This is a genomic window from Aurantibacter sp. UH7, assembly GCF_056839165.1.
Genome location: NZ_CM166388.1, coordinates 2,487,509 through 2,514,102, shown reverse-complemented (window position 1 = coordinate 2,514,102; position 26,594 = coordinate 2,487,509). Strand labels below are relative to the sequence as shown.

Below are 26,594 nucleotides of genomic sequence, written 5' to 3'. Positions count from 1 at the left end.
TAATGAGAACTGCACTAATAATAAATATCCCGGCACCTTATCGATTGCCAATGTATGAAATCCTAAACCAACATTATGGAGAAGATTTCATGGTTATTTTTTGTGCGAATACAGAATCAAATAGAAAGTGGAACATCAATGAACTTCAATTCAAACATGTTTTCTTAAAAGAAAATGTACATCTAAAAAAAGATGGTTTCAATTATGTGCATAATAATCCTGAAGTATTTAAAGTATTAAAAGAATACAAGCCAGATAACGTTATTGCTACAGGCTTCAACCCTACACACCTTTACGGCTGGATTTACACACTAGTTTATCGCAAAAATTTTATACCGATGACGGATGGCTGGCTCGGCTCAGAAAAAGATTTGTCTTGGGTTCATACCCTTGTTCGCAAAATTGTTTTTAAAACATCTTCAGCATATATCGGCGCCAGCAAAAATAGTATGAAACTTTTTGAAGCATACGGTATTAAGAAAGAGAAAATCTTTCAAAGTGCACTTTGTATCCATAATTCTAAATTTGAAAACGAAAAAAGATTTGATAGTCGCAAGTATCATGTTATTTATTCTGGACAGTTTACAGAACGCAAACTACCATTATTCTTTGCAGATGTAGTTATACAGCTAGCGAAAAAAATCGAAGGCTTTAAAATTTTGATTCTTGGAAGTGGACCATTAAAAGGAGAACTCTTTTCGAAATTAGATGCACATAATATTGATTATGATTTTCCCGGATTTATATCTCAAGAAGAATTACCAAAATATTATTCAGATGCTAAATTGTTTTTGTTCACAACAAGAATGGATCCATGGGGAGTTGTAGTTAACGAAGCTATGGCAAGCGGTACTCCAGTAATTACAACTCCTTTTGCAGGAGTTGTAGATGATCTTCTAATTCATAAATACAATGGGTTTGTATTAGAAATTGACACAGACAAATGGGTGCAGAAAACAAATGAAATTTTAAATAATGCCGAAACTTGGCAGACGTTAAGTGAAAACGCCAAAACTAAAGTACAAGAATTAAATTTCCAGAATGCTGCTCAAGGAATAATTGATACCATTAACCATATAGAAAAAAAGTGATACTAATCTATCATTAAATATAGTCCATAAAAATGCTACCAAAAATACTATTCATTTTACATTTACCACCACCTGTTCACGGGGCTTCGATGGTTAGTAAACGTATGAAGAATAGTTCGATAATTAATTCAAGTTTTGAAGCAAACTATATCAACCTAGCCACCTCATTTAATTTAGAAGATATTGGCAAACACAGTCAGGGTAAACTACGTGAAGTATTAAAGATTCAAAAAAACATAGTAAAAACATTATTTAGAACAAACTACGACCTTTGCTATATGACCTTAACTTCTAAAGGTCCTGGGTTCTATAAAGACTTACTAATTGTCATTTTACTTAAGCTTTTTAGAAAAAAAATAGTTTTTCATTTTCATAATAAAGGAGTGAAAGAAAACAGTAGTAACTGGTTAAAAAAACTATGTTATAGCTTTGTATTTAATAACACCAAATGCATACTCCTTTCTCCACTACTTTACGATGATATTGCAAGATATGTTAAAAAAGAAGATGTATATTTTTGCGCTAATGGCATTCCTGAGATTCAAATTATTAGCAATAGAGAAATCTCAAATGAAACAGTAAGTTTTCTTTTTCTTTCAAACATGATGAAATCTAAGGGCGTATTTACGCTCTTAAAAGCATGCCAGATTTTAGCTGCTAAAAACTTAAATTTCGAGTGTAATTTTGTTGGTGACTGGTCTGATATTGATGAAATTACATTTTCTTCTAAAGTAAAATCCCTTGGGTTATCTAATAAAGTTTTTGCTCATGGCAAAAAATATGACACCGATAAGAACCCATATTTAGAAAAGGCAAATGTGTTTGTTCATCCCACGCATGAAGATTGTTTCCCACTTGTTCTTTTAGAAGCAATGCAATATAATTTGGCAATTATTGCTACTGATGAAGGCGCTATTCCGGAAATAGTAATCAACGGAGAATCCGGCTTTGTCATTGAAAAAAAGAACACTAAAGAACTGGCTAATAAAATGGAAAAATTTATCAAAAACCCAGAGCTAAGCACTAAGATGGGCAATGAGGGCAACAGACTTTACAAAGAGTCGTTTACATTTCAAACATTTGAAAAAAGAATGATTTCTATTTTAAACAATGTAAATAAAACGAATTAAATAGGTTTATGAAAATTGCAGTTCTAACAGATAATATTAACAACATAGCCAACTGGCAGTTGCGAATACTTAAACATATTCTTGACACGGCTGAGCTTGAGTTTTCTGCACTTATAATTTCTGAAAAACCTAAAACCAGCAAATACCCCGAACTCCGGTTACCTAAAAACTTCTTAAGTAGTGTAATTTTAAAAATGCAATGGCATATCGAACGAAAGTTCTTTTTTAACAAACCAGCAACAGTCAGTTTCTCTAAGTTAAAATCTGAATTAAAAAACATTGAAAAGTTTGAATTCAATCATAAAGAAACAAAAGTAAATTCTAAAATAATTGAAAAATTAACAAGCCTAGAATTAGATTTAATACTTGAACTTGACACTTGTTTTAATTCAGACTTACTCGCTCCTTTTTCAAAAAAAGGTAGCTATTCTCTAAAGCATAATGCTGAGCATATTAGTTCCAATAGTCCGATAGGTTTTTGGGAAATCATAAAAGAAGAAGCAACTGTTTTTGTTTCATTGCGCAACCAAAAAGAACAAGACAATGACATAGTTATCATAGACCATGCACATTTTAATAAACATTGGTCTTTAGTAAAAACTACAGATATGGTTTTGGAATCTGCTGTGGCACTTTTAATAAAAAATCTAAAACCAAATATTCAAAGAAAACTCCATGTTTCTGGAACATTAGAAACTACTAAAACCTTATTAGAGCAGCCTAATTTTATACAGGTGTTAGATTATTCATCTCGATTTTACTTCAAAGTAATTTCTAAAGTTTTCGAACGTATTGCTACTAAAATATTTAAATGGCGTTATCAATGTTTTACTTTATTTATTGCTGATGGTAAATTTAACGAAACAGATTTATCAACTTTAAAGCCTATCGATTTACCTAAAAATGAATTTTGGGCAGATCCCTTTTTGTTTGAATTTAAAAATGAGAGATACGTTTTTTTTGAAAATTTCCCCTACGCTACCAAACGTGGAAAAATTTCTTGTGGAAAATTAAAAGACGATAAAATAATTGAAGTTATTGATATTTTAGATTTGGATTATCATTTATCCTACCCATTCATTTTTGAGGAAAATGGAGAAATTTTCCTCATGCCTGAAAGCTCTGAAAATAAAAGACTTGATATTTATAGATGTGTAAAGTTTCCTGAGAAATGGGAATTACACACATCGGTGTTTGAAGGTAAATTAGTTGCCGACGCCTTTTTCTATAATGACGAGCAGGGAGACAAATGGTTATTTCTAAACAAAGGCGATGAAACCACAGTACCTCTAGAAAATGAATTACATATTTATAAAGTAGAATCATCGGACTTTTCAAAATTGACACCACATAGTCAAAATCCCGTTTTAATTGATTCTCGAATTGCCAGAAATGGCGGTGCAATTTTTAGCTATAACAATGAAATTTATAGACCGTCACAATGTAACGATCAAGGCGTTTATGGTCGTGCGTTAAATATCAATAAAATAAAAAAATTAAACTTAGAAGAATATGAAGAAGAAACTGTAAAAACTGTTGAACCAGATTTTTATGAGGGACTTATGTCTGTCCATCATCTTCATCAAACCGATGATCGTTTTGTTATAGACGTTGCTTATACAAAACATTAGATTATATAATTTGTTTAAAATGCATAAAAAACTACATACAGAATGTTTAGGTTATCAAGTTTTTAATGGCGAATTAGCACAAGCTTTTTCACCACAAAAAACACTTGTTAATACAATCAATCAGTATTCTTATTGCATTGCAGAATCTGACCCAGAGTTTAGAGAGGCCTTAAAGCAAAGTGAAGTTCTATTACCAGATGGAATTGGCATTGTTATAGCCGCCAAATTACTTTATGGTAAAAAAATTAGAAAAATAGCTGGAGCTGACCTGCACGATTATTTACTAAATAAATTGAATTCAGAACAAGGCTCATGCTTTTACTTAGGTTCATCTGAAAACACTTTATCACTAATTAAAAGTCGTCTTTCAAAAGAATATCCTAATATTAAAACAGGCTTCTATTCACCTCCGTATAAAGATAAGTTTTCAGAAGAAGATAATGCCCAAATGATTGCTGCCGTAAATGAATTTAAACCTGACGTGCTTTTTGTTGGCATGACCGCTCCGAAACAAGAAAAATGGTCCTTTGTCAATAAAAGCGAACTTGATGCTTCTATAATTTGTTCGATTGGTGCGGTTTTCGATTTTTATGCAGGCACTATGAAAAGGCCAAATAAAATTTGGATTAATTTAGGTCTCGAGTGGTTAGGAAGATTGCTTAAAGAACCTAAACGCATGTGGAAACGTTATATATATTATGGTGTTATTTTCTTGGGTTACTTAATTAAAGCATTCTTCAAGAAAGTATTCTAGTATATTAAACATAATACTACTCTTAATTTTCACGTCTGACAATTACTTTTTTCTGTGTACAATCATGGGCTGTAGCCACAGATTTCCTAGGCTTTACATTATTCTTGAAATTTTAAAATTTGTTTGATTTTTTGAAAAATTTACACCTTTAAAATTCAACCAACGCTATTTCTTATTATCTTAAATGCCCATTGAGTAAAATCAAATTGGAGCAAACATTTTATTTATCAAACCAACTAAAATGAAAAACAATCTAAAACATCTTATTGCACAAAATAAGAAAGAAGAGAATGCTTACACAGCTAAAAGACAATCAGAAATAGACAACCCAAAAACAGGAGACAAAAGACGTGACTTTTTAAAAAAAACTGCCTTAGGTGGAATTGCCTTATCTAGTTTCATGGGCTACTCTTTTGAAGATACTGTTGCAGAAACAACCTCAAAAGTTAACCGATCTTCTTCGCCTTCCGAACTAAAAATAACCGATATGCGTTATGCGCTTACCAGTGTAATGGGCGGAACAGCAATTATTAGAATCGACACCAACCAAGGAATTTATGGTTTAGGTGAAGTAAGAGATGCGGCCGATGTTCGATATGCATTAATGTTAAAAGCTCGTATTCTGGGGCAAAACCCATGTAATGTTGAAAAAATATTTAAAAGCATAAAGCAGTTTGGAGGCCCATCCCGACAAGCGGGAGGTGTATGTGCCGTTGAAATGGCATTATGGGATCTTTGTGGCAAAGCATATAATGTGCCTGCATGGCAATTATTAGGCGGAAGATATCGAGATAAAATAAGACTTTATGCAGATACTCCAGAGGCAAGTTCACCCGAAGAGCAACAACGTTTAATAAACTTTAGAGTAAAAGATCAAGGGTATACTTGGTTAAAAATGGATGTTTCTATAGGTGAGCTAAAAGGAATTCCTGGCACTGTTGTAAACGGTAAATTCTGGGAGGACAATAAAGGGAACCTAAATCAATGGGGAGACCAAAGAAATTATATGTCTTATGGAAATACTGCACACCCATTTACACAAATTCAGATTACAGAGAAGGGACTAGAACATCTTCAACAAGTAGTTGAAAATGTTAGAAATATGGTTGGTTATGAAATTCCAATTTCTACAGACCACTATGGTCATTTTGACCTTAATAACGGTATTCGTTTAGCCAAAGCATTGGATAAATATCGCTTAGCATGGTTTGAAGACATGATACCATGGCAACACACAGAACAATGGAGAACTATTTCTGACGCCATAGAAACACCTACAACAACTGGAGAGGATATACATTATTTAGAAAACTTTAAACCATTAATTCATAATCGTTCCGTTGATATTGTGCATCCAGATTTAGCATCTTCAGGAGGTCTTTTAGAAACAAAACGCATTGCAGATTATGCTGAAGAATTTGGTATTGCAATGGCCATGCATCAGGCGGGTACTCCCGTTTCATTTATGGCTAATGTGCATTGCGCTGCCGCCACACAAAACTTCCTAGCACTAGAACATCACTCTGTAGATTTACCATGGTGGGAAGATTTGGTAAAAATGACTGGCAAAGAAAAAATGATTGACAAAGGCTTTTCTCCGGTGCCTTTAGATTCCCCTGGCCTTGGAATTGAACTTAATATGGATGTCATAAAAGCACATATGGACCCGAGAGATAAATCATTCTTCGCTCCAACTGATGAATGGAATGAACTTAGATCTCACGATAGAACTTACAGTTAAACAACTTAATTAGAATTATCTATAAATAGGAAAAATGAATAAAAATATAATATTAGTAATTGCAGGAATCTTAATATCATTTTCTACTCAAGCACAAGAAGTTGGAAGTAGTCCAGCGTATATTAAAGCACTAACATCTGAATGGAAAGGAGAACGCTTTGAAGACGGCAGACCTAAAGTTTCAGATGCTCTTTTAAAAAGAATGAAGAATATTCAAATTGAAGAGGCTTGGGGATATTTAAGAGGAAAAAACTATCATACCCAATATGAAGGAGATTGGAAAGTAATTCACCCAGATGGCGTTATGACCGGCCGTGTTGTTACAGCACAATATATGCCCGAAAGACCTGACTATAAGCAATTAATTAAAGTCACCGGAGGCAAAGAAAAAAGAGATACTATTGGAGGAAGCAACTCGTGGCCGATTCAAATTCTACAACCTGGTGATGTTTATGTAGCTGATGGTTATGGTAGAATTATTGACGGCACATTAATTGGATCTAATTTAGGAAATGCAATCTATGCCAATTCTGGCAATGGTGTAATCTTCGATGGAGGAATTCGTGATTTAGCAGGTCTTTTGGATATTGAAGGTTTTAATGGATGGTACAGAGATGAGGACCCCTCGTATTTACAAAATCAAATGTTGACTTCAATTAACACACCCATTAGAATAGGACGCGCTACGGTTTTACCTGGCGATGTGGTTTTAGCTAATAGACATGGTACAATTTTTATTCCATCTCATCTGGTTGCCAACTTAGTTATCTCATCTGAAGTAGTGGGATTAAGAGATGTGTTCGGTTTTCAAAGACTTAAAGAAAAAAAGTTCACCGCTGGTCAAATTGATACGAAATGGACTGACGAAATAAAAACTGATTTTAGAAATTGGTTAAAAAATTATCCAGATAGTAAATTGCCAATGACTAGAAAAGAACTAAACGATTATCTGAAAACACAAGACAAATAAAAACGGTTTAAAAGAGCAATTGTAATATGAAAAATATCAAAAAGCTATTTCTATTATTTGTTTTTTGCGGTACTCTCGTTTCTGCCCAAAATTCAAATAATGAAGAAATTTTGGAAGTTGAAAAAACCATTAATAAACTTAGTAAAGCTATGGTAGATCGCGATAGTGCAGCACTACAAAGTATAATGATGGAAGAATTAACATACGGGCATTCTTCCGGTAGAATTGAAAACAAAAAACAATTTATTGAAGCCGTAGTAAATGGTACATTCGATTTTATTACAATTGATAGAAATGATCAAACCATTTATTTATCAGGAGACAACATAGCTGTTGCACGTCATATTTTTCAAACCAAGGCACGTAATGCTGGCGAACCTGTAGATGTTAAGATTGGAAATATGATGATTCTAAAAAAGCACAATGGCAAATGGCAAATACTAGCAAGACAAGCTTATAAATTGTAGCTCTAAGTTAGTTAAAAGGAAGATTAAAATTATAGCCTTGTATTCGTTACAAAGGCTATTTTTTTGCTGTCTGGCGACCAACTTGGCACATTTATCGTTCCTTGACCTCCGTATATATATCCAATAATTTTCGGCTCCCCTCCTTCATAAGGCATTACTCTTAAAAGACAATGTTTATAAAACGGATGTGAACTTGGATCTATATCTGATGGAAATGAAATAAAAGCTATCCATTTTTTATCCGGACTTACATGAGGAAACCAATCATTGTACTGATCAAAAGTAAGTTGAGTTTGCTTTTTTCCATTAGCTTTCATTCTCCATAATTGCATTGTTCCCGTTCGCACTGAATTGAAAAAAACATGCTTTCCATCAGGGCTGTATTCAGCCCCATCATCAAGTGTAGGTAAATCTGTTAATTTTTCTTCTCTACCAGATTCAACATCAATCGTAACAATATTATACGCACCATCACGATTGCCCGTGAATATCATTTTTTTATTATCGGGTGACCACCCATGCAAGTACGATGCACCTACACCTTTTTTAGTGACCAACTTTGGTAATGAATCACCTTCAGTTGGCAAATAATATATAGCAGAAGTACCACCATCATGCTGATTATGATTACTTATCCCCAACATTTCTCCATCAAAAGACAAGACGTGATCATTATTATTATTTACTGCAAAACCTGTATTTAAAGGCGTAATTGAATTGCTTGAAATTTCGTAGTTATATAAATGCCCTTTTGAATTATAAATTAGTTTCTTCCCGTCAACTGTCCAATTTGGAGCTTGTATAGAATGTGCAGACTGATAGATTATTTTTCGATGACCCGATTCAACATCCATTATTTCTAGGTTACTACCTAGGTAATCACGATACGGTTTATAGTCAGAATCTACTGGCCGAATAATTCTCACATTTCTGTAAATAGCACTTTCTACTACATCAGAATTATGCGAACACATATATATTCCAACATAAACTTCATTATCCATTTTAACGGTATCGAGGGTTACACTTGTAAAATCTTCGCCAAACTTGGCTGTAGACATTATATAGGTGTCTCCTTTTCTTTCCAATTGAATCACATCTGGATTGGTTCCTGATGAAACTACTTCTTCCGTATCTGCCCCGACTTCTTTTCTTGACTGTAACGTTGTTAACCCATCGCCATGAGTAGAAGCATTTACATGTTTTGAATTTGGATCTAAACTATTTTTAATTATCCAACCTACTTTTCTATGTGGATCCACTCCATCACCAACGAATTCTACCTCAGCTCTTAGTATAAAATCTCCCTGAATAGTTGTCCATAAATAATGAAACTCATCTGAGCCAAACCACATATTAGTACCAGACCCACTAACAGTATATGTTTGTTCTTTTTCAGAATAAATAACCTTTCCTGAATTTTTACAATCACCTATATCTGTATTTCGATCAAATTGCCCAATTTCATTTTGAGCGTATCCTGAAGAAAAACATAGTAGTACTAGGAAAAAGAATAGCGATTTTAATAATTTCATTTTAAGTTGGTTTAGTTGGCACCTTGCTAATTTCTATCATTGCAGTAGAATGAGCATCTAAAAAAAATAATTATAGAAGTTACAAATTTTAAAATATAGCATCCGCTAAATTTAAAAACAGATTAATCTGATTTAGTCATATCATACCGTCTTTTGTAATCTAGTGGAGTAGTATTCGTTATTGTTTTAAACTGCCTATTAAAATTAGACATTGTTCTAAAACCACTTTCATAACCTGCTCTTGATGCATTCATTTTTTTTTCAATTAAAAGCTTACATGCATGTCCAATTCTTATTTCACTTACAAATTCTGAGAACGTTTTGTTCGCATGAATTTTAAAATATCGACTAAATGATGTTGGGGTCATGTTGGTTAATGTAGCAAGTTCAGTTATTGAAATTTTTCTCTGAAAATGCTTCAGTACATAGGCATACACTTTATTCATACGCTCTGTATCGCCTTCTCTAAGTGTATTAGTGTAACCAACACTTGCTAAGGGCTCTAAATTATCGATTTGTGATAGTTTATTTAAAATATGCATTAAACCCAATACCGCATCAAACCCTTCAAGATTTGGGAGATTTAAAATCATTGTTCGTATCTCTTTTGCACCACCTTTTGTCACATCAAAACCACGTAAACTTTTACGAAATAATTTCCGCAATAAAATTCCTTCCTCTTTATTTAATAGTGTTTCGCCAATAAAATTCTCGTCAAAATATATCACTATACCTTCTGCCCAATTCACATTATCGTTTGTACCTTCTAAATTATCACTACGCCATAGATGAGGCAAGTCTGGCCCTAAAAAAGTAATATCACCAGCTTGGAAAGATTTTACATGATCCCCAATGAATCTGGTGCCAGTTCCATTTAAAACCATAAATAATTGATACTCCGGATGAAAATGCCAGTTTGGATCAAAAATCGTTTGTCTTAATAACTGAACCACAAAGGCATGCGTTTTAGGAATTGGTGATTTTTGTAGTGCTATTTTCAATTTTATAATTTTTGATAACAATTAAAGTAACACTAAACTATCTACAAAAACAATTATTTGACAATTATGTGATATAATAAAGTCAATATCTGCAATAAGACAGTCTAATTGATGTGATATTATTACTTAAAATTGATAATTATTTAGATAAGCATATTATGAAAAATGTTCTAGGAGGGATTATCGGTGGTCTAGTTGTGGTAACGTTATTTATAGGATGTACTAGCAAGAAACAAAAAATTGTTTTTGTCGATGATCAACCAAGACGTATAGAGTTATTATTTCTAGGACATGAATTAGAGCATCATAATTCTAATGAATATTTCCCAATTCTTGCAGCCGCACTCACAAAAGACGGTATAAATATTACATATACAGAAGATATAAATGATCTAAATTCTGATAACCTAAATTTATTTGATGGTTTAATAATTTATGCGAATCATGAAGAAATTGAACCGAGTCAAGAAACAGCTCTTCTAGAATATATTTCAAGCGGCCATGCTTTAATTCCGATTCACTCCGCTAGTTTTTGCTTTAAAAACTCTCCAGAATATATAGATTTAGTTGGGGCACAATTTAAGAATCATGGAAAAGGTACTTTTAATACTACCATTGTAAAAAAAGACCACCCTACTATGCAAGGTCTTCAAGAATTTTCTACTTGGGATGAAACTTATGTACACGATAAAATAGCAGATGATATTGAAATTTTAATGGAACGCGTAGAAGGTGAACATCATGAACCGTGGACTTGGGTTAAAAAAGTTGGTGAAGGAAAAGTTTTTTACACAGCATATGGCCATGACGAACGCACTTGGAATCAATCTGGGTTTCAACAATTAATAAAACAAGGTATACTCTGGGCCGTCGATGCTAACGCTAAGAAAAATTGGGAAGCTTATACTAAAGACATTCCAACTTTAGCCTATGAAGAACGTGACAATATTCCTAATTACGAAAAACGTAATCCACCTTTAAAATATCAATTACCATTAACACCAGAAGCATCAGCTAAGTTAATTCAAGTACCAGCCGGATTTAATTTAAAACTCTTTGCATCCGAACCAGATATTATTAATCCGATTGCAATGAACTGGGATGAAAAAGGCAGACTTTGGGTTATCGAAACTGTTGATTATCCTAATACGGTACGTGATGAAAATGGCATAGGTGATGACATGGTAAAAATTTTAGAAGATACTGATAATGATGGCAAAGCCGACAAGGTTACCGTCTTTGCGGAAAACCTAAACATACCTACTAGTTTTGCATTTTACAATGGTGGAATTATTGTTTCTCAGGCTCCACATTTCTTATTTCTAAAAGATACCGATGGCGATGACAAAGCAGATATTAGAGAGATTATTATTGATGGCTGGGGAACATATGACACCCATGCTGGGCCTTCCAATCTTCAAAATGGCATTGATAATAATCTATATGGCGTTGTTGGTTATTCTGGTTTTAAAGGCTCTATTTATGGTGAAGGGCTTGACTTTAATCAAAACATGTATCGTTTCAATCCAAAGAAAAAATACTTTGAAGTGTTAACGAATACGAGCAATAACACTTGGGGATTGGGTATCACTGAAGATAACTCTCTTTTTGCTTCAACGGCAAACAACACCCACAGTGTTTATTTAGGAATACCCAACAAAATAATGAAAGGTTTGGATGGAATTCCAGCTCAAGGAAGCTTAAAAATTGATGGGCACTATGCCATGCAACCATTAACTCCGAATATTAGACAGGTTGATGTTTTCGGAGGGTTTACTGCTGCGGCAGGGCATCATTTTTATACAGCAAGAAATTACCCAAGTACGTATTGGAACAAAGTTGCTTTTGTTTGTGAGCCAACTGGTGGTGTTGTTCATATTGCAAAAATAGAAAGAGACGGCGCTGGGTATAAGGAGAAAGATGGAGGTAATATTTTTGCTAGTTCTGATGAATGGGTTTCTCCTGTTGAGGCCAAAGTAGGTCCTGATGGTAATGTTTGGGTTGCAGATTGGTACAATTTTATTGTGCAACACAACCCGACTCCAAGAAAAGATAATGCAGGGTACAATGCTACAAACGGAAAAGGGAATGCTTATGAAAATCTATTGCGTGATAAATCAAGAGGGCGAATATGGCGAATTGTACCAAAAAACATGGAAGAAGAATCTCCATTAACTTTAGATAAAAATGAGCCTGATGAATTAATTGAAGCACTTTCAAATGACAACATGTTTTGGCGTTTAACTGCTCAACGCCTATTAATTGAACTAGGAAATAAAGATATTCTATCAGATCTCTACGAACTAGCCAACAACAAAAATGTAGATAAATTGGGAATGAATGTCTCTGCGCTACATGCACTTTGGACTATTGAAGGGCTAACGAATTTAAATACAAATAAAGAAGCTTATAATATTATTAGTAGCGCTCTAAATCACCCTTCTTATGCAATTCGTAAAGCAGCATTACAAATAATCCCTAAAAATGAAAAAAGTGATACGTCTATTTTAGATTCTAATCTTTTAGCTGACAAAAATGAATTAGTACAATTAGCTGCACTATTATATTTTGCTGAGCGCCCTGCCTCTGAAGTTATTGGTAAAAAATTGTTTAATATTAGTGAAGAAGAATCAACTATAAGTGATGATTGGCTATCTAAAGCAACATATGCTGCTGCAAGTAAGCATTCGATTAGCTTTATCAATGCGTTTACAGCATCAAACCCAAATTTAAAAATAAGCTCAGTACTTGCTAAAAAAAGGCAAGAAGTAGATTATGATGACCAGGATTGGAAAACTATGCAAGTACCCCAATATATTGAAGATGCGGGTTTAGATATGGATGGAATAATCTGGTTTCGAAAAGATTTTAATTTCAATTCTACCGAAAAGACACATATCTCATTAGGCCCTATAGACGATTCTGATGTAGTTTATATTAATGGTGAACAAATTGGTGCAACAGAAAAAGATTATGAAAGAAACCGATACTATGATGTTCCTACAAAATTACTTTCAAAAAGAAAAAACACAATTGCAATTCGCGTAGAAGATACTGGAGGTGGGGGCGGTATTTACGGTAAACCAGAACAACTTTATATTCGTTCCGGCAAAAGAACAGTAAAACTATCTGGCAATTGGAAATATGAAATAGAAACGGATTACTCACAAAGAACGAGAAACGCTTTTAGCGGTGCTTCTATAGCTCAAGTTTTTGCGCAAAATTATGCTAATGCAAGCACTACGAGCAACCTAGATGAAGTTGATACCGACCGTAACAGTACCGTTATCAATATTAAAACGATAAAGAATGAAATGAAATTCGACCTTTCAGAATTCGTTGTTGAAGCAGGCGAATCTATTGAATTGGTCTTAGAAAATGTTGATTTCATGCAACACAATTTAATTATCATTAAACCCGGAACTACAGATAAAGTTGGCGCTGCTGCAGATAAATTGGCGCAAGACCCTAAAGGAGCCGATTTAAATTATGTGCCAAATATGAACGAAGTACTTTTTGCAACAGATTTAATAAATCCGCAAGAAACTGTGACACTTAAATTTACCGCTCCGAGTGAACTAGGCATGTATCCTTTTATATGTACGTTCCCTGGTCATTGGCGAATTATGAAAGGAGTAATGAAAGTAGTTTCCAAATAAATATAAGCATGTCAAAAAATATACAATTTGGTGTAAGCACTTGGCTTTGGCAATCACCATTTACTACAGCATCTATTTCACTTTTTCCCAAGATTAAAGAAATGGGGTTTGATGTGGTTGAAATTCCTGTTGAAGACCCAAATTTAATTGATGGTGTAATTGTGAAAAAAGCGCTAATAGACAACGGATTAACTCCAACTGTTTGTGGTGTATTTGGTCCTACAAAAGATTTAACATCTGACGATGTTAGCTTACATGAAAACTGCTTTAATTATGTAGAAGAATGCTTCAAACTATGTGCAACTTTTGAAGTTGATTTTTTAGCTGGACCAATGTATTCTGCCGTAGGCAAAGCAAGAATGGTATCGGAAGAACAACGTAAGATGGAATGGCACTTAGCAGTTACAAACCTTCAAAAAGTTTGTGAAATAGCAAAACAGTATGGACAACAAATTGCCTTAGAATCATTAAATAGATTCGAATCTGACTTGGTAAATACCGCTGCTGATTTACTTCGCTTAACAAAAGACGTTAATGAACCTAATGCCAAAATTTTACTCGATGGTTTTCATATGACTATTGAAGAAAAAAATATTAGAGAAGCTATTAAAAGTGTTGGCGACAAATTAATTCATGTGCAAGTTTCTGAAAATCACAGGGGAATACCTGGAACAGGACTCACACCTTGGAATGAATTTAAGTTAGGCTTAGATGACATAAATTATAGAGGAGCTATGGTAATCGAAAGTTTTACTCCAGAAATAAAAGAATTAGCAGGAGCTGTATGTATTTGGAAAAACCTAGCAAACAGCCAAGATGAATTTGCATCCGAGGGACTCAAATTTTTAAAACAAACATTTAATTAAACTAGAATGCAGAAAATAAATATAGCTATTGTTGGATTAGGCTTCGGTGCAGAATTCATTCCAATTTATCAAAAACATCCGAATGCAAATTTGACTGCCATATGCCAACGGAATGAAACCAAATTAAATAAAATCGGAGATGTTTTTAATATTGAGAAAAGATTCACTTCGTATGAAGAATTATTAAAAGACCCCGAAGTTGATGCAGTTCATATAAATACTCCTATTCCTAATCACGGTGAACAATCAATTAAAGCATTAAAAGCTGGAAAACATGTTGCTTGTACGGTACCTATGGCAACAACTGTTGATGAATGTAGACAGATTGTAGAATTGGTTAAAGAAACTGGCCTGACCTATATGATGATGGAAACTGTTGTTTATGCACGTGAGTTTTTATTTATGAAAGAGTTGTATGACAATGGTGATTTAGGGAAAGTCCAATTTCTAAAAGCTAGCCATCAACAAGATATGGATGGATGGCCAAATTACTGGCCTGGACTTCCGCCAATGCACTATGCAACGCATTGTGTAGGCCCTGTTTTAGCATTAACGCGTGATGAGGCCGAATATGTTTCTTGTTTTGGCTCAGGTACTATTAGAGAAGAATTAATAAAAGAATATAATTCACCATATGCGGTTGAGACTACGCATATTAAATTTAAAGATTCCGATTTAAGCGCTCAAGTTTATCGCTCTCTTTTTGATGTTGCACGCCAATATCGAGAAAGTTTTGAAGTGTATGGTTCGAAAAAATCTGTAGAATGGCCATTGATTGAGGGAAAACCATTGGTAGTACACACTGCTAAAAAACCAGAACCAGAGATTCCTGAAGAAGTTGAGAGCCCAGATTTTGCCAAATTACTACCTAAAGAAATTCAAGGTTTCACAACACATGGAGTTTATGATACAGATGATAACACACACCTTTCATTTACTCAAGGTGCTGGTCATGGTGGTTCACATCCTCATTTAGTTCATGCCTTTGTTGAAGCTCTAATTAACGGAGAATCTCCATATCCGAATGCTGCCCAATCTGCAAATATTACCTGCGTTGGCATATTATCTCATGAATCAGCTTTAAAAGGTGGAGAATTAATACGACTCCCAGAATTTACTTTTAATCAGTGAATCTCTAGCGACCCATATTAATTAATATTTAAAATACATTATACTACAATTTGAAAAACAATTACAAAACTCAATGCAAATTGCTCTCATCATTTTTAGCACTAAAAGATTTATTCTATATTGACATGTTTTAATCTTATAATTTAAGATTAAGAGTGTTCAAGAAACCCAATAAATTTAGGATAGTTTCTTATATTCTAATTCAAAAACTAACACAAATAACATGAAAAAATTAAAACTTAATTTAACACTTAAAAGCTTTGCTCTCGCTTTTTTACTTATAGGAGGTATCTCCTGTAAAGACAACATCAAAAAAGATGCGGTTACTGAAGAAAAAACAACTAAAACAGGCGAAGAAAAAACAAACACTGTTAATTTTGGCGGTTTAGCTTTATACACGGTTCGCGATGATATGGGAACTGATGCAAAAGCTACACTGCAAGCAGTTGCAGATGCTGGATACAAAAACATAGAAGCCGCCGGATATGCCGATGCCAAGTTTTATGACATGTCGCCCACTGATTTTAAAGCATTTTTAGACGAATTAGAATTATCTCCAATTAGTACGCATCAAGCAACTGTTACCCTTGAAAATGCCGATGCCATGATGGCGGATGTAAAAGCAGCTGGATTTGAATACTTTGTCATTCCAATTCCTCCTATGGGTATGTTTGAATATAACCAGGAAAAACAAGCCATGGGGATGAAAGGTTCTGCTGCAGATCTAGCTAAAATATTAGACACTTTAGGAGAGAAAGCTTCCGCTGCGGGACTTAAACTTCTATATCATAATCATGATTTTGAATTTAAAAAGAATGATGCAGGCGAAGTAATTATCGATTATTTATTGGAAAACTGTAACCCCGAAAATGTCAACTTTCAAATGGACTTATATTGGGTTACTAAGGCAGAAGCTGACCCTATTGCGTATTTCGAAAAATATCCTGGAAGGTTTAAAATATGGCATGTAAAAGATATGGATAAAGAAGGACGATTTGCACCAGTTGGTACTGGAGAAATTGATTTTGCGAAAATTCTTGCTAAAAAAGACCTCTCTGGAATGTTATATTACATGGTAGAACAGGATCAAACATTCGATGGCATGAAACCCTTGGAAGTTATTCAAACGAGTCATGATGGATTAAAGAAAATTGGTTTTAAATAAGCCTCTTTAACTAACTTTTAGCAATTTAAAACCCATTTAAGCTTCTTAACGGCCGATGGGTTTTTCAACCTTAAATAAAACCAAATGATGAAAAGAACGTTTGCGCTATTCAATGTAATTTTAATTTTGATTGGCACCAGTAAATTATTGGCTCAATCGAAAATTGAAACAGGATCCAATGTAGCGGTTACAAATACCAATTCAGGAAAAGTTAGAGGGTACATACATAATAAAATAGTAACTTACAAAGGTATCCCTTATGCGAAAGCTAATCGCTTTGAATTAGCTCAAAAACCAAAACCTTGGGATGGTGTACGTAGCTCCACTATGTACGGAGCTGTTTCTCCTTTATTAATTCCTACCACTAGTGTTCAAGATGAATCAGAATTTGTTTTTGATCATGACTGGGGGTTCACCAATGAAGATTGCCTTAATCTAAACGTATGGACACCAGGTTTAAAAGACGGAAAGAAAAGACCCGTCCTTTTTTGGATACATGGTGGTGGTTTCACATCAGGCTCAAGTCACGAATTACCCTCCTATGATGGTGAAAACTTAAGCAAAAAAGGTGATGTTGTTGTTGTATCCATAAACCACAGATTAAATGTATTAGGCTTTTTGGATTTATCCTCATATGGAGAAAAATATAAGCATTCTGCTAATAACAGTATTATTGACATAAAACTTGCATTAGAATGGGTACGAGATAATATTTCCAATTTTGGAGGAGACCCTAAAAACGTTACAATATTTGGTCAATCTGGGGGTGGAGCTAAAGTAAACACGTTAATGGCTATGCCTTCAGCGAAGGGCTTGTTTAATAAAGCTATTAACCAGAGCGGATCGTTTAGAATTGGCATTTTGGAAAAACAAACTACTCAAGCTATTGCCGCTGAAACTTTAAAAGCGCTAAAAATAGATGTAAACAATATAGATGACATTCAGAACATTCCGTATTTAACTTTAGTAGATGCTAGTAATAAGGCGCTGAAAATCGTAGCAGAAAAAATGAAAGCCGCGGGAAAACCAATAATTGGATTTGGTTTAAATTGGGGGCCTAGTGTAGATGGTGAAGATTTACCATATCAAACAGGATCAACAGAAGCTTTAGAACTTTCAAAAAGTATTCCATTATTAATCGGAACTGCTAAAAATGAGTTTTCCCCATTTGCTAATATGCGTTTTGTAGGTGCCCCCGATGAAACTGTTATTAATTACATTAAAGAAACTTATAAAGATAAAGCAGAAGCATATATAACTGCAGCTAAAAAAGCTTATCCAAACGATACTAAAGTAAAAGACCTCATAGACATTGACCTTATATTTCGCCCAGGTGCAGTTGACCAAGCAAATTCAAAATCATCTTTAAAGGATGGTGGTGATGTATACATGTATCTTTTCACATGGCAATCACCCGTCTTTGATGGAAAATATAAATCACTTCATTGTATGGAACTTCCTTTTGTATTTGACAACATTGCACTAGCAAATCAAATGACTGGTGGTGGTAATTCAGCTCATAATCTGGCTGATGTTATGAGTGAGGCTTGGATAAATTTTGCAAAAACAGGAAATCCTAATACACAAAACTTACCGGAATGGCCTAAATACACTAGCCAAAATACGGCGACCATGCACTTTGACAATACTTGTATTGTAAAACCGCAATTAGACAAAGAATTATTCGCACTAACAAAACAAAAGTAAGTTAGGCCACTTAGGGCTTCAGAATATGCACTTAGAAAAACATATTTAAACTTTTAAAATCTAAACATAAAGTTGCACTATTTATAATAAAATATACTTAATAGTATATTTAATTATGGTTTATTTTGCCCCAACATTCTAAAAAGATTTTATACTCCAGAAAAGTTCAATTAACATTTTTAATTTTCTTAAAATATCACTTAAATATGAGCTCCCGATTGATGAAAATTGGAATTCATAATTAAATAAAATTCAATTAATTTTATCTATTTTAAACTTAAGATAAATTTATTAAAATGTCCAATTTCCTTCAAATTTAAATTTAAAAAAACCAACCGTTCTGTATTTTATACTTATTGATATATTATAAACATCTGCAAATTAACAACTTAAAAAGATATGCGGAAATAAATTTTAGTTGAATAGTATATTTCAATTTATACTTATTAGTATTTTAATAAACTATCATTTCTTATTTTGAATGAGAAGCATTAAAAAAATAATTGATAAAATTTGGTGAAAATTTAAATCTTATTGTTTTCTAAATCACAAAGTATTTTATCCACATCTTGACAAAATTAGCAGCAGAAAACTACCCTTATAACAACGCAATTCTTGTTCGTACAGATCGAATGAATTTTCCACTAATAATACTATCTCAAAGAGCATCTCAAGGAAAAATTCTGTTTAATATACTTTATGGTATATTAAATATTCTTATCGATTTTCCATTCATTAAACTCCTCAGAAATCTTTTCATCTGTAAGCGGATAAAGACCAACTATTGTCCTCCCCGCTGCTACCTTTTCCATCACAAATTCTTCAAATAATGTCATTCTCAAACATTCATCTGCAACCTCTTCTGCTATAGCAAATGGTATTACCATTACACCATCATCATCACCAACGAGAATATCCCCTGGAAAAACAGCCACATCACCACAACCAATTGGCTCGTTTAAAGCAATGGCTTGATGCAAAGTTAAATTAGTAGGTGCAGAAGGCCTTGTGTGATATGAAGGAATATCTAGTGATGCTATCTCCGCAGAATCCCTAAAACCACCATCAGTAACAATTCCAGCAACTCCCCTAACCATTAAACGAGTGACCAAGATGGAACCAGCTGAAGCTGCTCTAGCATCTTTTCTACTATCAATTACCAATACAGCTCCTTCAGGACATTCTTCCACCCCTACCCGCTGCAAATGTTTTGGATCCTTAAAAACTGTAATCGGATTTAAATCTTCACGGGCCGGGATATAGCGTAATGTATACGCTTCACCAACCATTGTCGGCTTACCTAATTTAAGCGGATGTACGTCTTGTATAAATTGCTTTTTTAAACCTTTTTTAAATAAACAAGTGGCTATTGTTGCTGTACTAACTTTCTTTAATTTTTGTTTGGTTGAAATCTGATTCTCTTTCATATTCTTATGCATTACGCCAAGTTTCTTTTAACCATTCTAAATCTTTCTTCATTTGCGCGTAAACAATCTCCTTATCAATCGTAAGTGTTCTGGCTCCATGTTCGGCTCCACCTAATTCATACTCCAAATGAAGAGATATTGGTACATTAATTTTATACTTTTTAAGTAACTTAAAATAGCGTGTAAAATCTACCATTCCTTCGCCAAGCGGCGTATCTATTAGCTCCCATTTACCATCCAATATTCCCCATTTAAAATCTTTTATTACAATTGACTTGATAAAAGGACGAATTAACCTCAGGCCTAGCTCCCAGCTACCTCCACCTTCAACAACCGCATGACGAATATCGTATTGACTGCCAATAAACTCATTATTAGTTAAACTTAAAATAGGTTCCAAATCCCAAATCGGCGCTCCTACGTGGTTACCAGCATGATTCTGATAGCATCCGATAAGACCAAGTTTAGCATTCAGTTCTTCTAATTTCTTTAACTGATTACCATACAGCTCCTGACTTTCAGCTATACTACGCTCTTCAGGATATGCCAACCATCCTGTTCTATAATGAGTTAAACCTAATTTACTCGCTATTTCTAACACCTTTTGCTGAACACCGTTTTCAGCATCTAAGACATTAGTTGTCATTAATTTTGATAACAACCCATGTTTTTTCATTGCCGCCACGGCCTTAGGTAAATCGACCTCAACATTTTCAGGCAATACATGACCTTTAGGTCTTACCGTTAAATCTATTCCATCAAAACCCATTTTAGAAGCTATTTTAGCCATCTCATTATAGTCTAGAAATTGGAGGTGTTTCGAAAAAAGATGAACAGAAATATCGTCTATATTAAACCTTTCTAATTCTAATGGATTTGCCACTCCCAATACCGGCATCGCCATAAGACCCGTAGAAGATAGTTTTACAAAATCTCTTCGAGATAAAATATTGTTCTCTTTTTTCATAATTCTGCGTGCTTTTTTGATTTATATGAGTGATTTTATGTTAAAAATTTGATAGTCTAACAAATATACCTATTTTTGGTTTACCAAATTGGTTTACCAATTTAATTGTATTATTACGAAATATCTACTTCTATTATTGTTAGCTTGTACTATTCACAAGCTGTTAAATATCGAATATACAATATTGACTACAGCAGGTGTCGAAAAATTTAAGAAATGAATTAGCTAAAATCATACTTTTCGACACCTAATTAGTAAAAACAACAGTAGTTAAATTATGACGTTAAACCATATCTCGCCATTTAAGCAAATAAAGAAAATACTTAAAAATCTAGGGCCAGCCTTCTTTATCATTGGTTATATAGTAGGCACAGGTAGTGTTACCTCAATGGTAGTTTCAGGTGCTAAATATGGCTTAAGCCTTTCTTGGGCATTGTTACTCTCTTGTTTCTTTACTTATTTCTTGCTTGTTGCAATCAGTAAATTGACTATAGTTTCTGGAAATACTCTCATGTTTAATTATAAAAAAGCATTTGGCAAACCAGTCACAATATTTATTATAACTGCTCTACTAGTTTCAATTGTTTCTTCTTGTATAGGCGTTATGGGTGTAGTAGCAGAAGTTGCAATGGAATGGATTTCTGTTAAAACATCTATCTCTTTTTTGAATAAACCAATTATTTCAATTTTCTTCATAGCTATCTTAATTGGACTATTTTGGACTGGTAAACATGAAAATTTCATTAAAGCAATGAGTATTATGGTTGGCTTCATGTCATTCGCTTTTATAATTACAAGCTTTATGGTTGTTAATGAAGCAGGAACGTCCATTGTTGATTTTTTTCCGGAATTACCTGAAGGCGATAATACTGGTCTTGTAATTGCGGGTATTGTTGGAACCACCATGGCAGGAGTATGTTTGGCTTCTAGGAGTATTTTAGTACAAGAACAAAATTGGGGCTTAAAAGACTTAAAAACAGAAAATAAAGATGCAATGTCGTCTATGGTAATGACTTTTCTTATAAGTCTAGCTATTATGATAAGCGCAACAGGAACGCTTTACTTCCAAGGAACTGAAGTTGATAACGCGACAGATATGATGCATGCCTTAGGCCCGTGGGCAGGTGATTTTGCACTTACCCTGTTTACCATGGGAATTATTGGTGCAGGCTTATCCTCTATATTTCCAAACCTACTACTATTCCCTTGGTTATTGGCAGACTATACAGGCACTGAAAGAAACATGAAAAAACCCATGTATAAGCTTTTTGTAGTATTGATAGCTCTTTCCGGATTGATAATTCCTATTTTAGGAGGAAAACCCGTCTGGATATTAATCGCTTCACAAGCATTAAGTCCTTTTATAATGCCCTTGATTACGCTGTTCTTATTAATTCTTCTTAATAAATCGGATTTAATGAAAGAATATAAAGCTACAATATGGATGAATATCGCTTTGGGCGCAACCTTACTATTTAACTTCTATATGCTCTATGTCGCATTGACAGGATTTATAAATTTTATCTAGCAAATTTCTGAAATTCAACAAATCTCACAAACCAAGTTGAAACTATATATTTAACGTGCATTATTTTTATTACAAAAACAACTCATTCCAATTCTCGACTATATTGGCGGGTAGCACAACAAAATCTTTGATTCTTTTTCAGAATTAAAATTTATTTCATCAATGGCAGCAGAGAAGAAAATCTCATCTCCTTGAGTAAAACTATATTCCTTGCCTCCACATATTATTGTACCTGCTCCAAAATATATTACTGCAACAAAAAAGCTGCCGTTCGCTTTTAAAGTACAGTTACCATCCAAATCAAGTTCCTTTAACCCAAAACAATCAGTATGGGTTTCGTTAAAAATAGTCTTTAAGGAATATGACTCTGAAGATTCAATAGTTTGCGGATTTACTTTCCATCTCTTTAAAGCCTCCTCATATGAACAACCGTCATAATGAAAACACTCTAACATACTTTTCTCGCCTACACCTTGATGTATTAACTCATCACTAATGTGAAGTCCGCCTGGTGTTATCTTTTCAACGCGCATTGTGTAATCCGTCGGCTCTTGTACCTCCATTAAAAAACAACCACTTCCTATAGCATGCGGCACACCACCATATATCATATAAGCATCACCTGGATTCACCTCTATCTTGTGTAGACATGCTAACATGCCTTCAATGTCTTGATTTATAAATAGCGCTTTCCAGTGTTCTTTCGATACACCTTCTTTAAACCCCATGTAAATAACACTTTTCTCACCGTCTATTTCGCGCTTATTTAAAACATACCAAGACTCTGTTTTTCCAAACTCAGAATTTAACTTTTCTCGAGCATACGCTTTATCCGGATGCACCTGTATAGTAAGCCTCTCTTTAGAATCGAGCATTTTTATCAAGACCCCTGTAGTTCCGAATTTCTTAGCTAGTTCCTCTCCTAAATACAATTCAGGATTAGATGCAACCAATTCTTTTAATGAATGTGTACCAGCAGTTGTTTGCATCAGCGAAAGACCTTCATTTTCAGGCCTATTTTTACCTCTCGCAGTAACCGTAGACATAATCCATTCTTCAGGAAGACTGCTGTCTTCCTCTTCATTTTCTAATTTCCATCTATCTATTAATGCGCCACCTTCATATGTACGCCATACTCTATTTGAAAATTGCTTTAAAGGTATATATGCAAACTGTTCTAAATCACTTTTCATTTATTTGTTTATTTTTTAAAATATTTACAATATAACTTCTGAAATACTATTCATAACAAATAATCTATTTTAAATAAACCACTTTAAAGACCAAATATAATTTATAGAATATCATATATAAAGTCTTAGAAGTTTTCTGATTACACTAAATAACTTATCTAAAAGATAAAAAGTCATATAATCATCATATTATCAACAGGTTTATTGTTAAAAATTTGTGAGTCTTATAAATATATGTATTTTTGGTGAACCAAACTGGTTAACCAATTTATATAGTATGATCAATCGACAACTATCCCTTATTTGCCTCTTAATTTTTGTTATCTCTTGCAAAACAGAAACTAAAATGAATAATATCGTTAACTCTATTGATGAATTTAATGAGCGAGTTTCAAATATTCAACCTGGCGATAGCATTGTTTTGGCAAACGGTGTATGGAAAAACGCAGAACTACTTTTTGAAGCAAACGGAACAGCTGAAAAACCGATTACACTTATAGCGGAAGAAAAAGGCAAGGTAATCTTAGAAGGTGAATCAAATTTGAGAATTGCAGGTGACTACTTAATTGTAAAAGGCTTGGTTTTTAAAAACGGATATACACCCACAAATGCTGTTATTTCTTTTAGAAAAAGTAGAGAAGAAATGGCAAATAATAGTCGCCTCACAGAATGTGTTATTGACAATTTTAATAATCCTGAGCGACAAGTTCAAGATTACTGGATTACTATTTACGGCAAAAACAATCGAATCGACCACAACCATATTACCGGTAAAAAGAATTTGGGTGTAACGATGATTGTCGGACTAGACACAGAAGAAAGTAGAAAAAATAATCATAAAATAGACCACAACTACTTTGGCCCTCGGCCTACCTATGGCAACAATGGTGGCGAAACGCTAAGAATAGGCACCAGTCATCATGCCTTAGAAAATTCTAACACCTTAGTAGAATCGAATTACTTTGATAGAACAAATGGCGAACATGAAATTATTTCTAATAAATCGTGTCAAAACACATTTAAGTATAATACATTTTTTGAGTGCACAGGAACACTAACTATGCGCCATGGTAATGAAACGCTGGTAGATGGAAATATGTTTATAGGAAATGGCAAACCAAGTACAGGTGGTGTACGTGTAATTAATGAAAAACAAATTGTTACCAATAATTACCATATTGGTTTAACTGGTTACCGTTTTAGAGGGGCATTTGTAATGATGAACGGCGTACCTAATTCACCGCCTAATAGATATGTTCCTGTTATAGATTCTAAAGTAAATAATAATATATTTATCAACTGTGATAACATTCTTTTTGGAGCGGGTAGCGATTCGGAAAGAAGTCAAGCTCCTCGAACTTCAGAATTTTCGGAGAACATTATCTACAATGAATTCAAAAAAGACATTTTTACAATTGATGATGACATCAGCGGTATTAAATTTTTAGGTAATATTCTAGGTGAAAATTCAGAAACTAAAATTAAAGAAGGTTTCGAAAATTCCGAAATACAATTGGTGAAAAATGAACAGGGTTTTTTAATTCCCAAATCTGATAAAATTAAAACTATAGTTACAATTAGTCCTAACATTGCAACCAAAGAAAATACCGGAACAACTTGGTATTCAAAATCTGATAATAGCATTGTATTAAATTCGGGCCAAGCGATAAAGGTTGAAGCAGGGATTAATACCTTGTATGAGATTGTAAAAAATTCTAAAGGTGGCGACATTATAGAATTAGAAGAAGGCGGCTCTTACCTTTTAACTAAAGCTGTAAAAATAAATCACCCCCTAACATTTAAAACTTCTGGGAAAGAAAAAGCAATTATACAATTTGAAAGAATGATGGCCTTCGAAATAGAAAATGGAGGAAGCTTATCATTAGAAAATATAACTTTTGATGGTACAAAATCTCCTGACTATGCTGGCAATTCAGTTATTAGCACCAGCAAGAAATCAATGATTGACAACTACAAATTATTTATAGACAAATGTGAGTTTAAAAACATGATTGTAAATCATTCTTTTGATGTGCTTAGAGTGTCTAAAGGAACATTTGCAGATACTATCAGCATACAAAACTCAACGTTTAGAAAAATTTCTGGAAGCATTGCTGCTTTAGATAAAGAAACAGACGATATTGGAGCTTATAATGTTGAATACTTCTTAATGAAAAACAACACAATTACTGAACTGCAAGGAGCAGCGTTAAGATTATATAGAGGTGGCAAAGATGAGAGTACCTTTGGTCCATTTTTAGAAATAGATCATAATGTATTCGACAATGTTGGTTTTGGAAAGAAAAACAAATACGATGCGGCTATATCTTTATATGGTGTGCAAGAAACAGACATTAGAGATAATATATTTAAAGATAGCAAGGCCATTAACATGCATCTGGTCGTTGGTGAACCTATTGTTAAAGTGCGAAACAATGCCCTAAGCAATTCTGAAAAAATAAAGGTTACTGGCGACCAGAAATACTTGGTTGAAAACCAATGGAACCTTACACCAACATTTTCAGATAACACGTCATATTTATTAAATGAAAACTCTCCACTTAGAGGCAAAGCTACAGACGGATTAGATTTAGGAATTCTAAAAAAATAGACTCGTGAAAATTAGCAATC

The 26,594-nt window shown here is 33.7% G+C and carries 19 protein-coding genes; 14 read left to right on the top strand and 5 right to left on the bottom strand.

From position 1 onward, the window contains the following. Positions 1 to 2 precede the first annotated feature (2 nt). From UH7x_RS10600 to UH7x_RS10570, 7 genes are all read left to right on the top strand, one after another. Positions 3 to 1,091: a glycosyltransferase family 4 protein gene (locus UH7x_RS10600; RefSeq protein WP_482359907.1), complete on the top strand. Its 1,089-nt coding sequence runs from the start codon at positions 3 to 5 to the stop codon at positions 1,089 to 1,091. Between the two features lie 32 nt (positions 1,092 to 1,123). Next, the gene (locus tag UH7x_RS10595; RefSeq protein ID WP_482359906.1) at positions 1,124 to 2,221 is read left to right on the top strand and encodes a glycosyltransferase; all 1,098 of its coding nucleotides are present in this window, start codon (positions 1,124 to 1,126) and stop codon (positions 2,219 to 2,221) included. Between the two features lie 8 nt (positions 2,222 to 2,229). Then, complete coding sequence (locus UH7x_RS10590; RefSeq protein WP_482359905.1) at positions 2,230 to 3,852, top strand: glucosamine inositolphosphorylceramide transferase family protein; 1,623 nt, start codon at positions 2,230 to 2,232, stop codon at positions 3,850 to 3,852. Positions 3,853 to 3,871: 19 nt separating this feature from the next. Then, on the top strand, positions 3,872 to 4,606 hold the full coding sequence (locus UH7x_RS10585) for a WecB/TagA/CpsF family glycosyltransferase (RefSeq protein WP_482359904.1): 735 nt from the start codon (positions 3,872 to 3,874) through the stop codon (positions 4,604 to 4,606). Positions 4,607 to 4,847: 241 nt separating this feature from the next. Then, positions 4,848 to 6,347, top strand: coding sequence for a mandelate racemase/muconate lactonizing enzyme family protein (locus UH7x_RS10580; RefSeq protein ID WP_482359903.1), 1,500 nt, complete (start codon positions 4,848 to 4,850; stop codon positions 6,345 to 6,347). 34 nt (positions 6,348 to 6,381) lie between these two features. Beyond that, complete coding sequence (locus UH7x_RS10575; protein WP_482359902.1) at positions 6,382 to 7,317, top strand: RraA family protein; 936 nt, start codon at positions 6,382 to 6,384, stop codon at positions 7,315 to 7,317. Between the two features lie 26 nt (positions 7,318 to 7,343). After that, positions 7,344 to 7,784 carry a nuclear transport factor 2 family protein gene (locus UH7x_RS10570; protein ID WP_482359901.1) on the top strand — a complete coding sequence of 147 codons (441 nt, stop codon included), beginning with the start codon at positions 7,344 to 7,346 and terminating at the stop codon, positions 7,782 to 7,784. A gap of 29 nt (positions 7,785 to 7,813) precedes the next feature. Here the strand turns inward: UH7x_RS10570 and UH7x_RS10565 are convergent, their stop codons facing one another. Both UH7x_RS10565 and UH7x_RS10560 read right to left on the bottom strand, forming a co-directional pair. Beyond that, positions 7,814 to 9,319 carry a TolB family protein gene (locus tag UH7x_RS10565; protein ID WP_482359900.1) on the bottom strand — a complete coding sequence of 502 codons (1,506 nt, stop codon included), beginning with the start codon at positions 9,317 to 9,319 and terminating at the stop codon, positions 7,814 to 7,816. Between the two features lie 122 nt (positions 9,320 to 9,441). After that, the gene (locus UH7x_RS10560) at positions 9,442 to 10,320 is read right to left on the bottom strand and encodes an AraC family transcriptional regulator (protein ID WP_482359899.1); all 879 of its coding nucleotides are present in this window, start codon (positions 10,318 to 10,320) and stop codon (positions 9,442 to 9,444) included. Between the two features lie 158 nt (positions 10,321 to 10,478). On the opposite strand from UH7x_RS10560, the gene UH7x_RS10555 reads away from it, so the two are divergent. The 5 genes from UH7x_RS10555 (at position 10,479) to UH7x_RS10535 (ending at position 18,848) form a co-directional block, all read left to right on the top strand. Continuing rightward, positions 10,479 to 13,979, top strand: coding sequence for a PVC-type heme-binding CxxCH protein (locus UH7x_RS10555; protein ID WP_482359898.1), 3,501 nt, complete (start codon positions 10,479 to 10,481; stop codon positions 13,977 to 13,979). Positions 13,980 to 13,987: 8 nt separating this feature from the next. Further along, on the top strand, positions 13,988 to 14,845 hold the full coding sequence (locus UH7x_RS10550) for a sugar phosphate isomerase/epimerase family protein (RefSeq protein ID WP_482359897.1): 858 nt from the start codon (positions 13,988 to 13,990) through the stop codon (positions 14,843 to 14,845). A gap of 6 nt (positions 14,846 to 14,851) precedes the next feature. Beyond that, the gene (locus UH7x_RS10545) at positions 14,852 to 15,976 is read left to right on the top strand and encodes a Gfo/Idh/MocA family protein (protein WP_482359896.1); all 1,125 of its coding nucleotides are present in this window, start codon (positions 14,852 to 14,854) and stop codon (positions 15,974 to 15,976) included. A 223-nt stretch (positions 15,977 to 16,199) separates the two neighbouring features. Beyond that, the gene (locus tag UH7x_RS10540) at positions 16,200 to 17,141 is read left to right on the top strand and encodes a sugar phosphate isomerase/epimerase family protein (protein WP_482359895.1); all 942 of its coding nucleotides are present in this window, start codon (positions 16,200 to 16,202) and stop codon (positions 17,139 to 17,141) included. An 84-nt stretch (positions 17,142 to 17,225) separates the two neighbouring features. Then, entirely contained in the window at positions 17,226 to 18,848 is a 1,623-nt protein-coding gene (locus UH7x_RS10535; protein ID WP_482359894.1) for a carboxylesterase/lipase family protein, read from the top strand. A 707-nt stretch (positions 18,849 to 19,555) separates the two neighbouring features. Here UH7x_RS10535 and UH7x_RS10530 read toward each other — a convergent pair. Both UH7x_RS10530 and UH7x_RS10525 read right to left on the bottom strand, forming a co-directional pair. Then, entirely contained in the window at positions 19,556 to 20,287 is a 732-nt protein-coding gene (locus tag UH7x_RS10530) for a ribonuclease activity regulator RraA (protein WP_482359893.1), read from the bottom strand. Continuing rightward, positions 20,280 to 21,242 (bottom strand): sugar phosphate isomerase/epimerase family protein, encoded by a 963-nt coding sequence (locus UH7x_RS10525; RefSeq protein WP_482359892.1) that lies wholly within the window; start codon positions 21,240 to 21,242, stop codon positions 20,280 to 20,282. The genes UH7x_RS10530 and UH7x_RS10525 overlap by 8 nt, the downstream gene beginning before the upstream one ends. A gap of 277 nt (positions 21,243 to 21,519) precedes the next feature. On the opposite strand from UH7x_RS10525, the gene UH7x_RS10520 reads away from it, so the two are divergent. Further along, the gene (locus UH7x_RS10520) at positions 21,520 to 22,770 is read left to right on the top strand and encodes an NRAMP family divalent metal transporter (protein WP_482359891.1); all 1,251 of its coding nucleotides are present in this window, start codon (positions 21,520 to 21,522) and stop codon (positions 22,768 to 22,770) included. Positions 22,771 to 22,868: 98 nt separating this feature from the next. Here UH7x_RS10520 and UH7x_RS10515 read toward each other — a convergent pair whose 3' ends face one another. After that, positions 22,869 to 23,963: a type I phosphomannose isomerase catalytic subunit gene (locus UH7x_RS10515; protein ID WP_482359890.1), complete on the bottom strand. Its 1,095-nt coding sequence runs from the start codon at positions 23,961 to 23,963 to the stop codon at positions 22,869 to 22,871. Between the two features lie 346 nt (positions 23,964 to 24,309). Between UH7x_RS10515 and UH7x_RS10510 the strand changes: the two genes are divergently transcribed. Continuing rightward, positions 24,310 to 26,574, top strand: coding sequence for a polysaccharide lyase 6 family protein (locus UH7x_RS10510; protein ID WP_482359889.1), 2,265 nt, complete (start codon positions 24,310 to 24,312; stop codon positions 26,572 to 26,574). Positions 26,575 to 26,594: the final 20 nt, after the last annotated feature.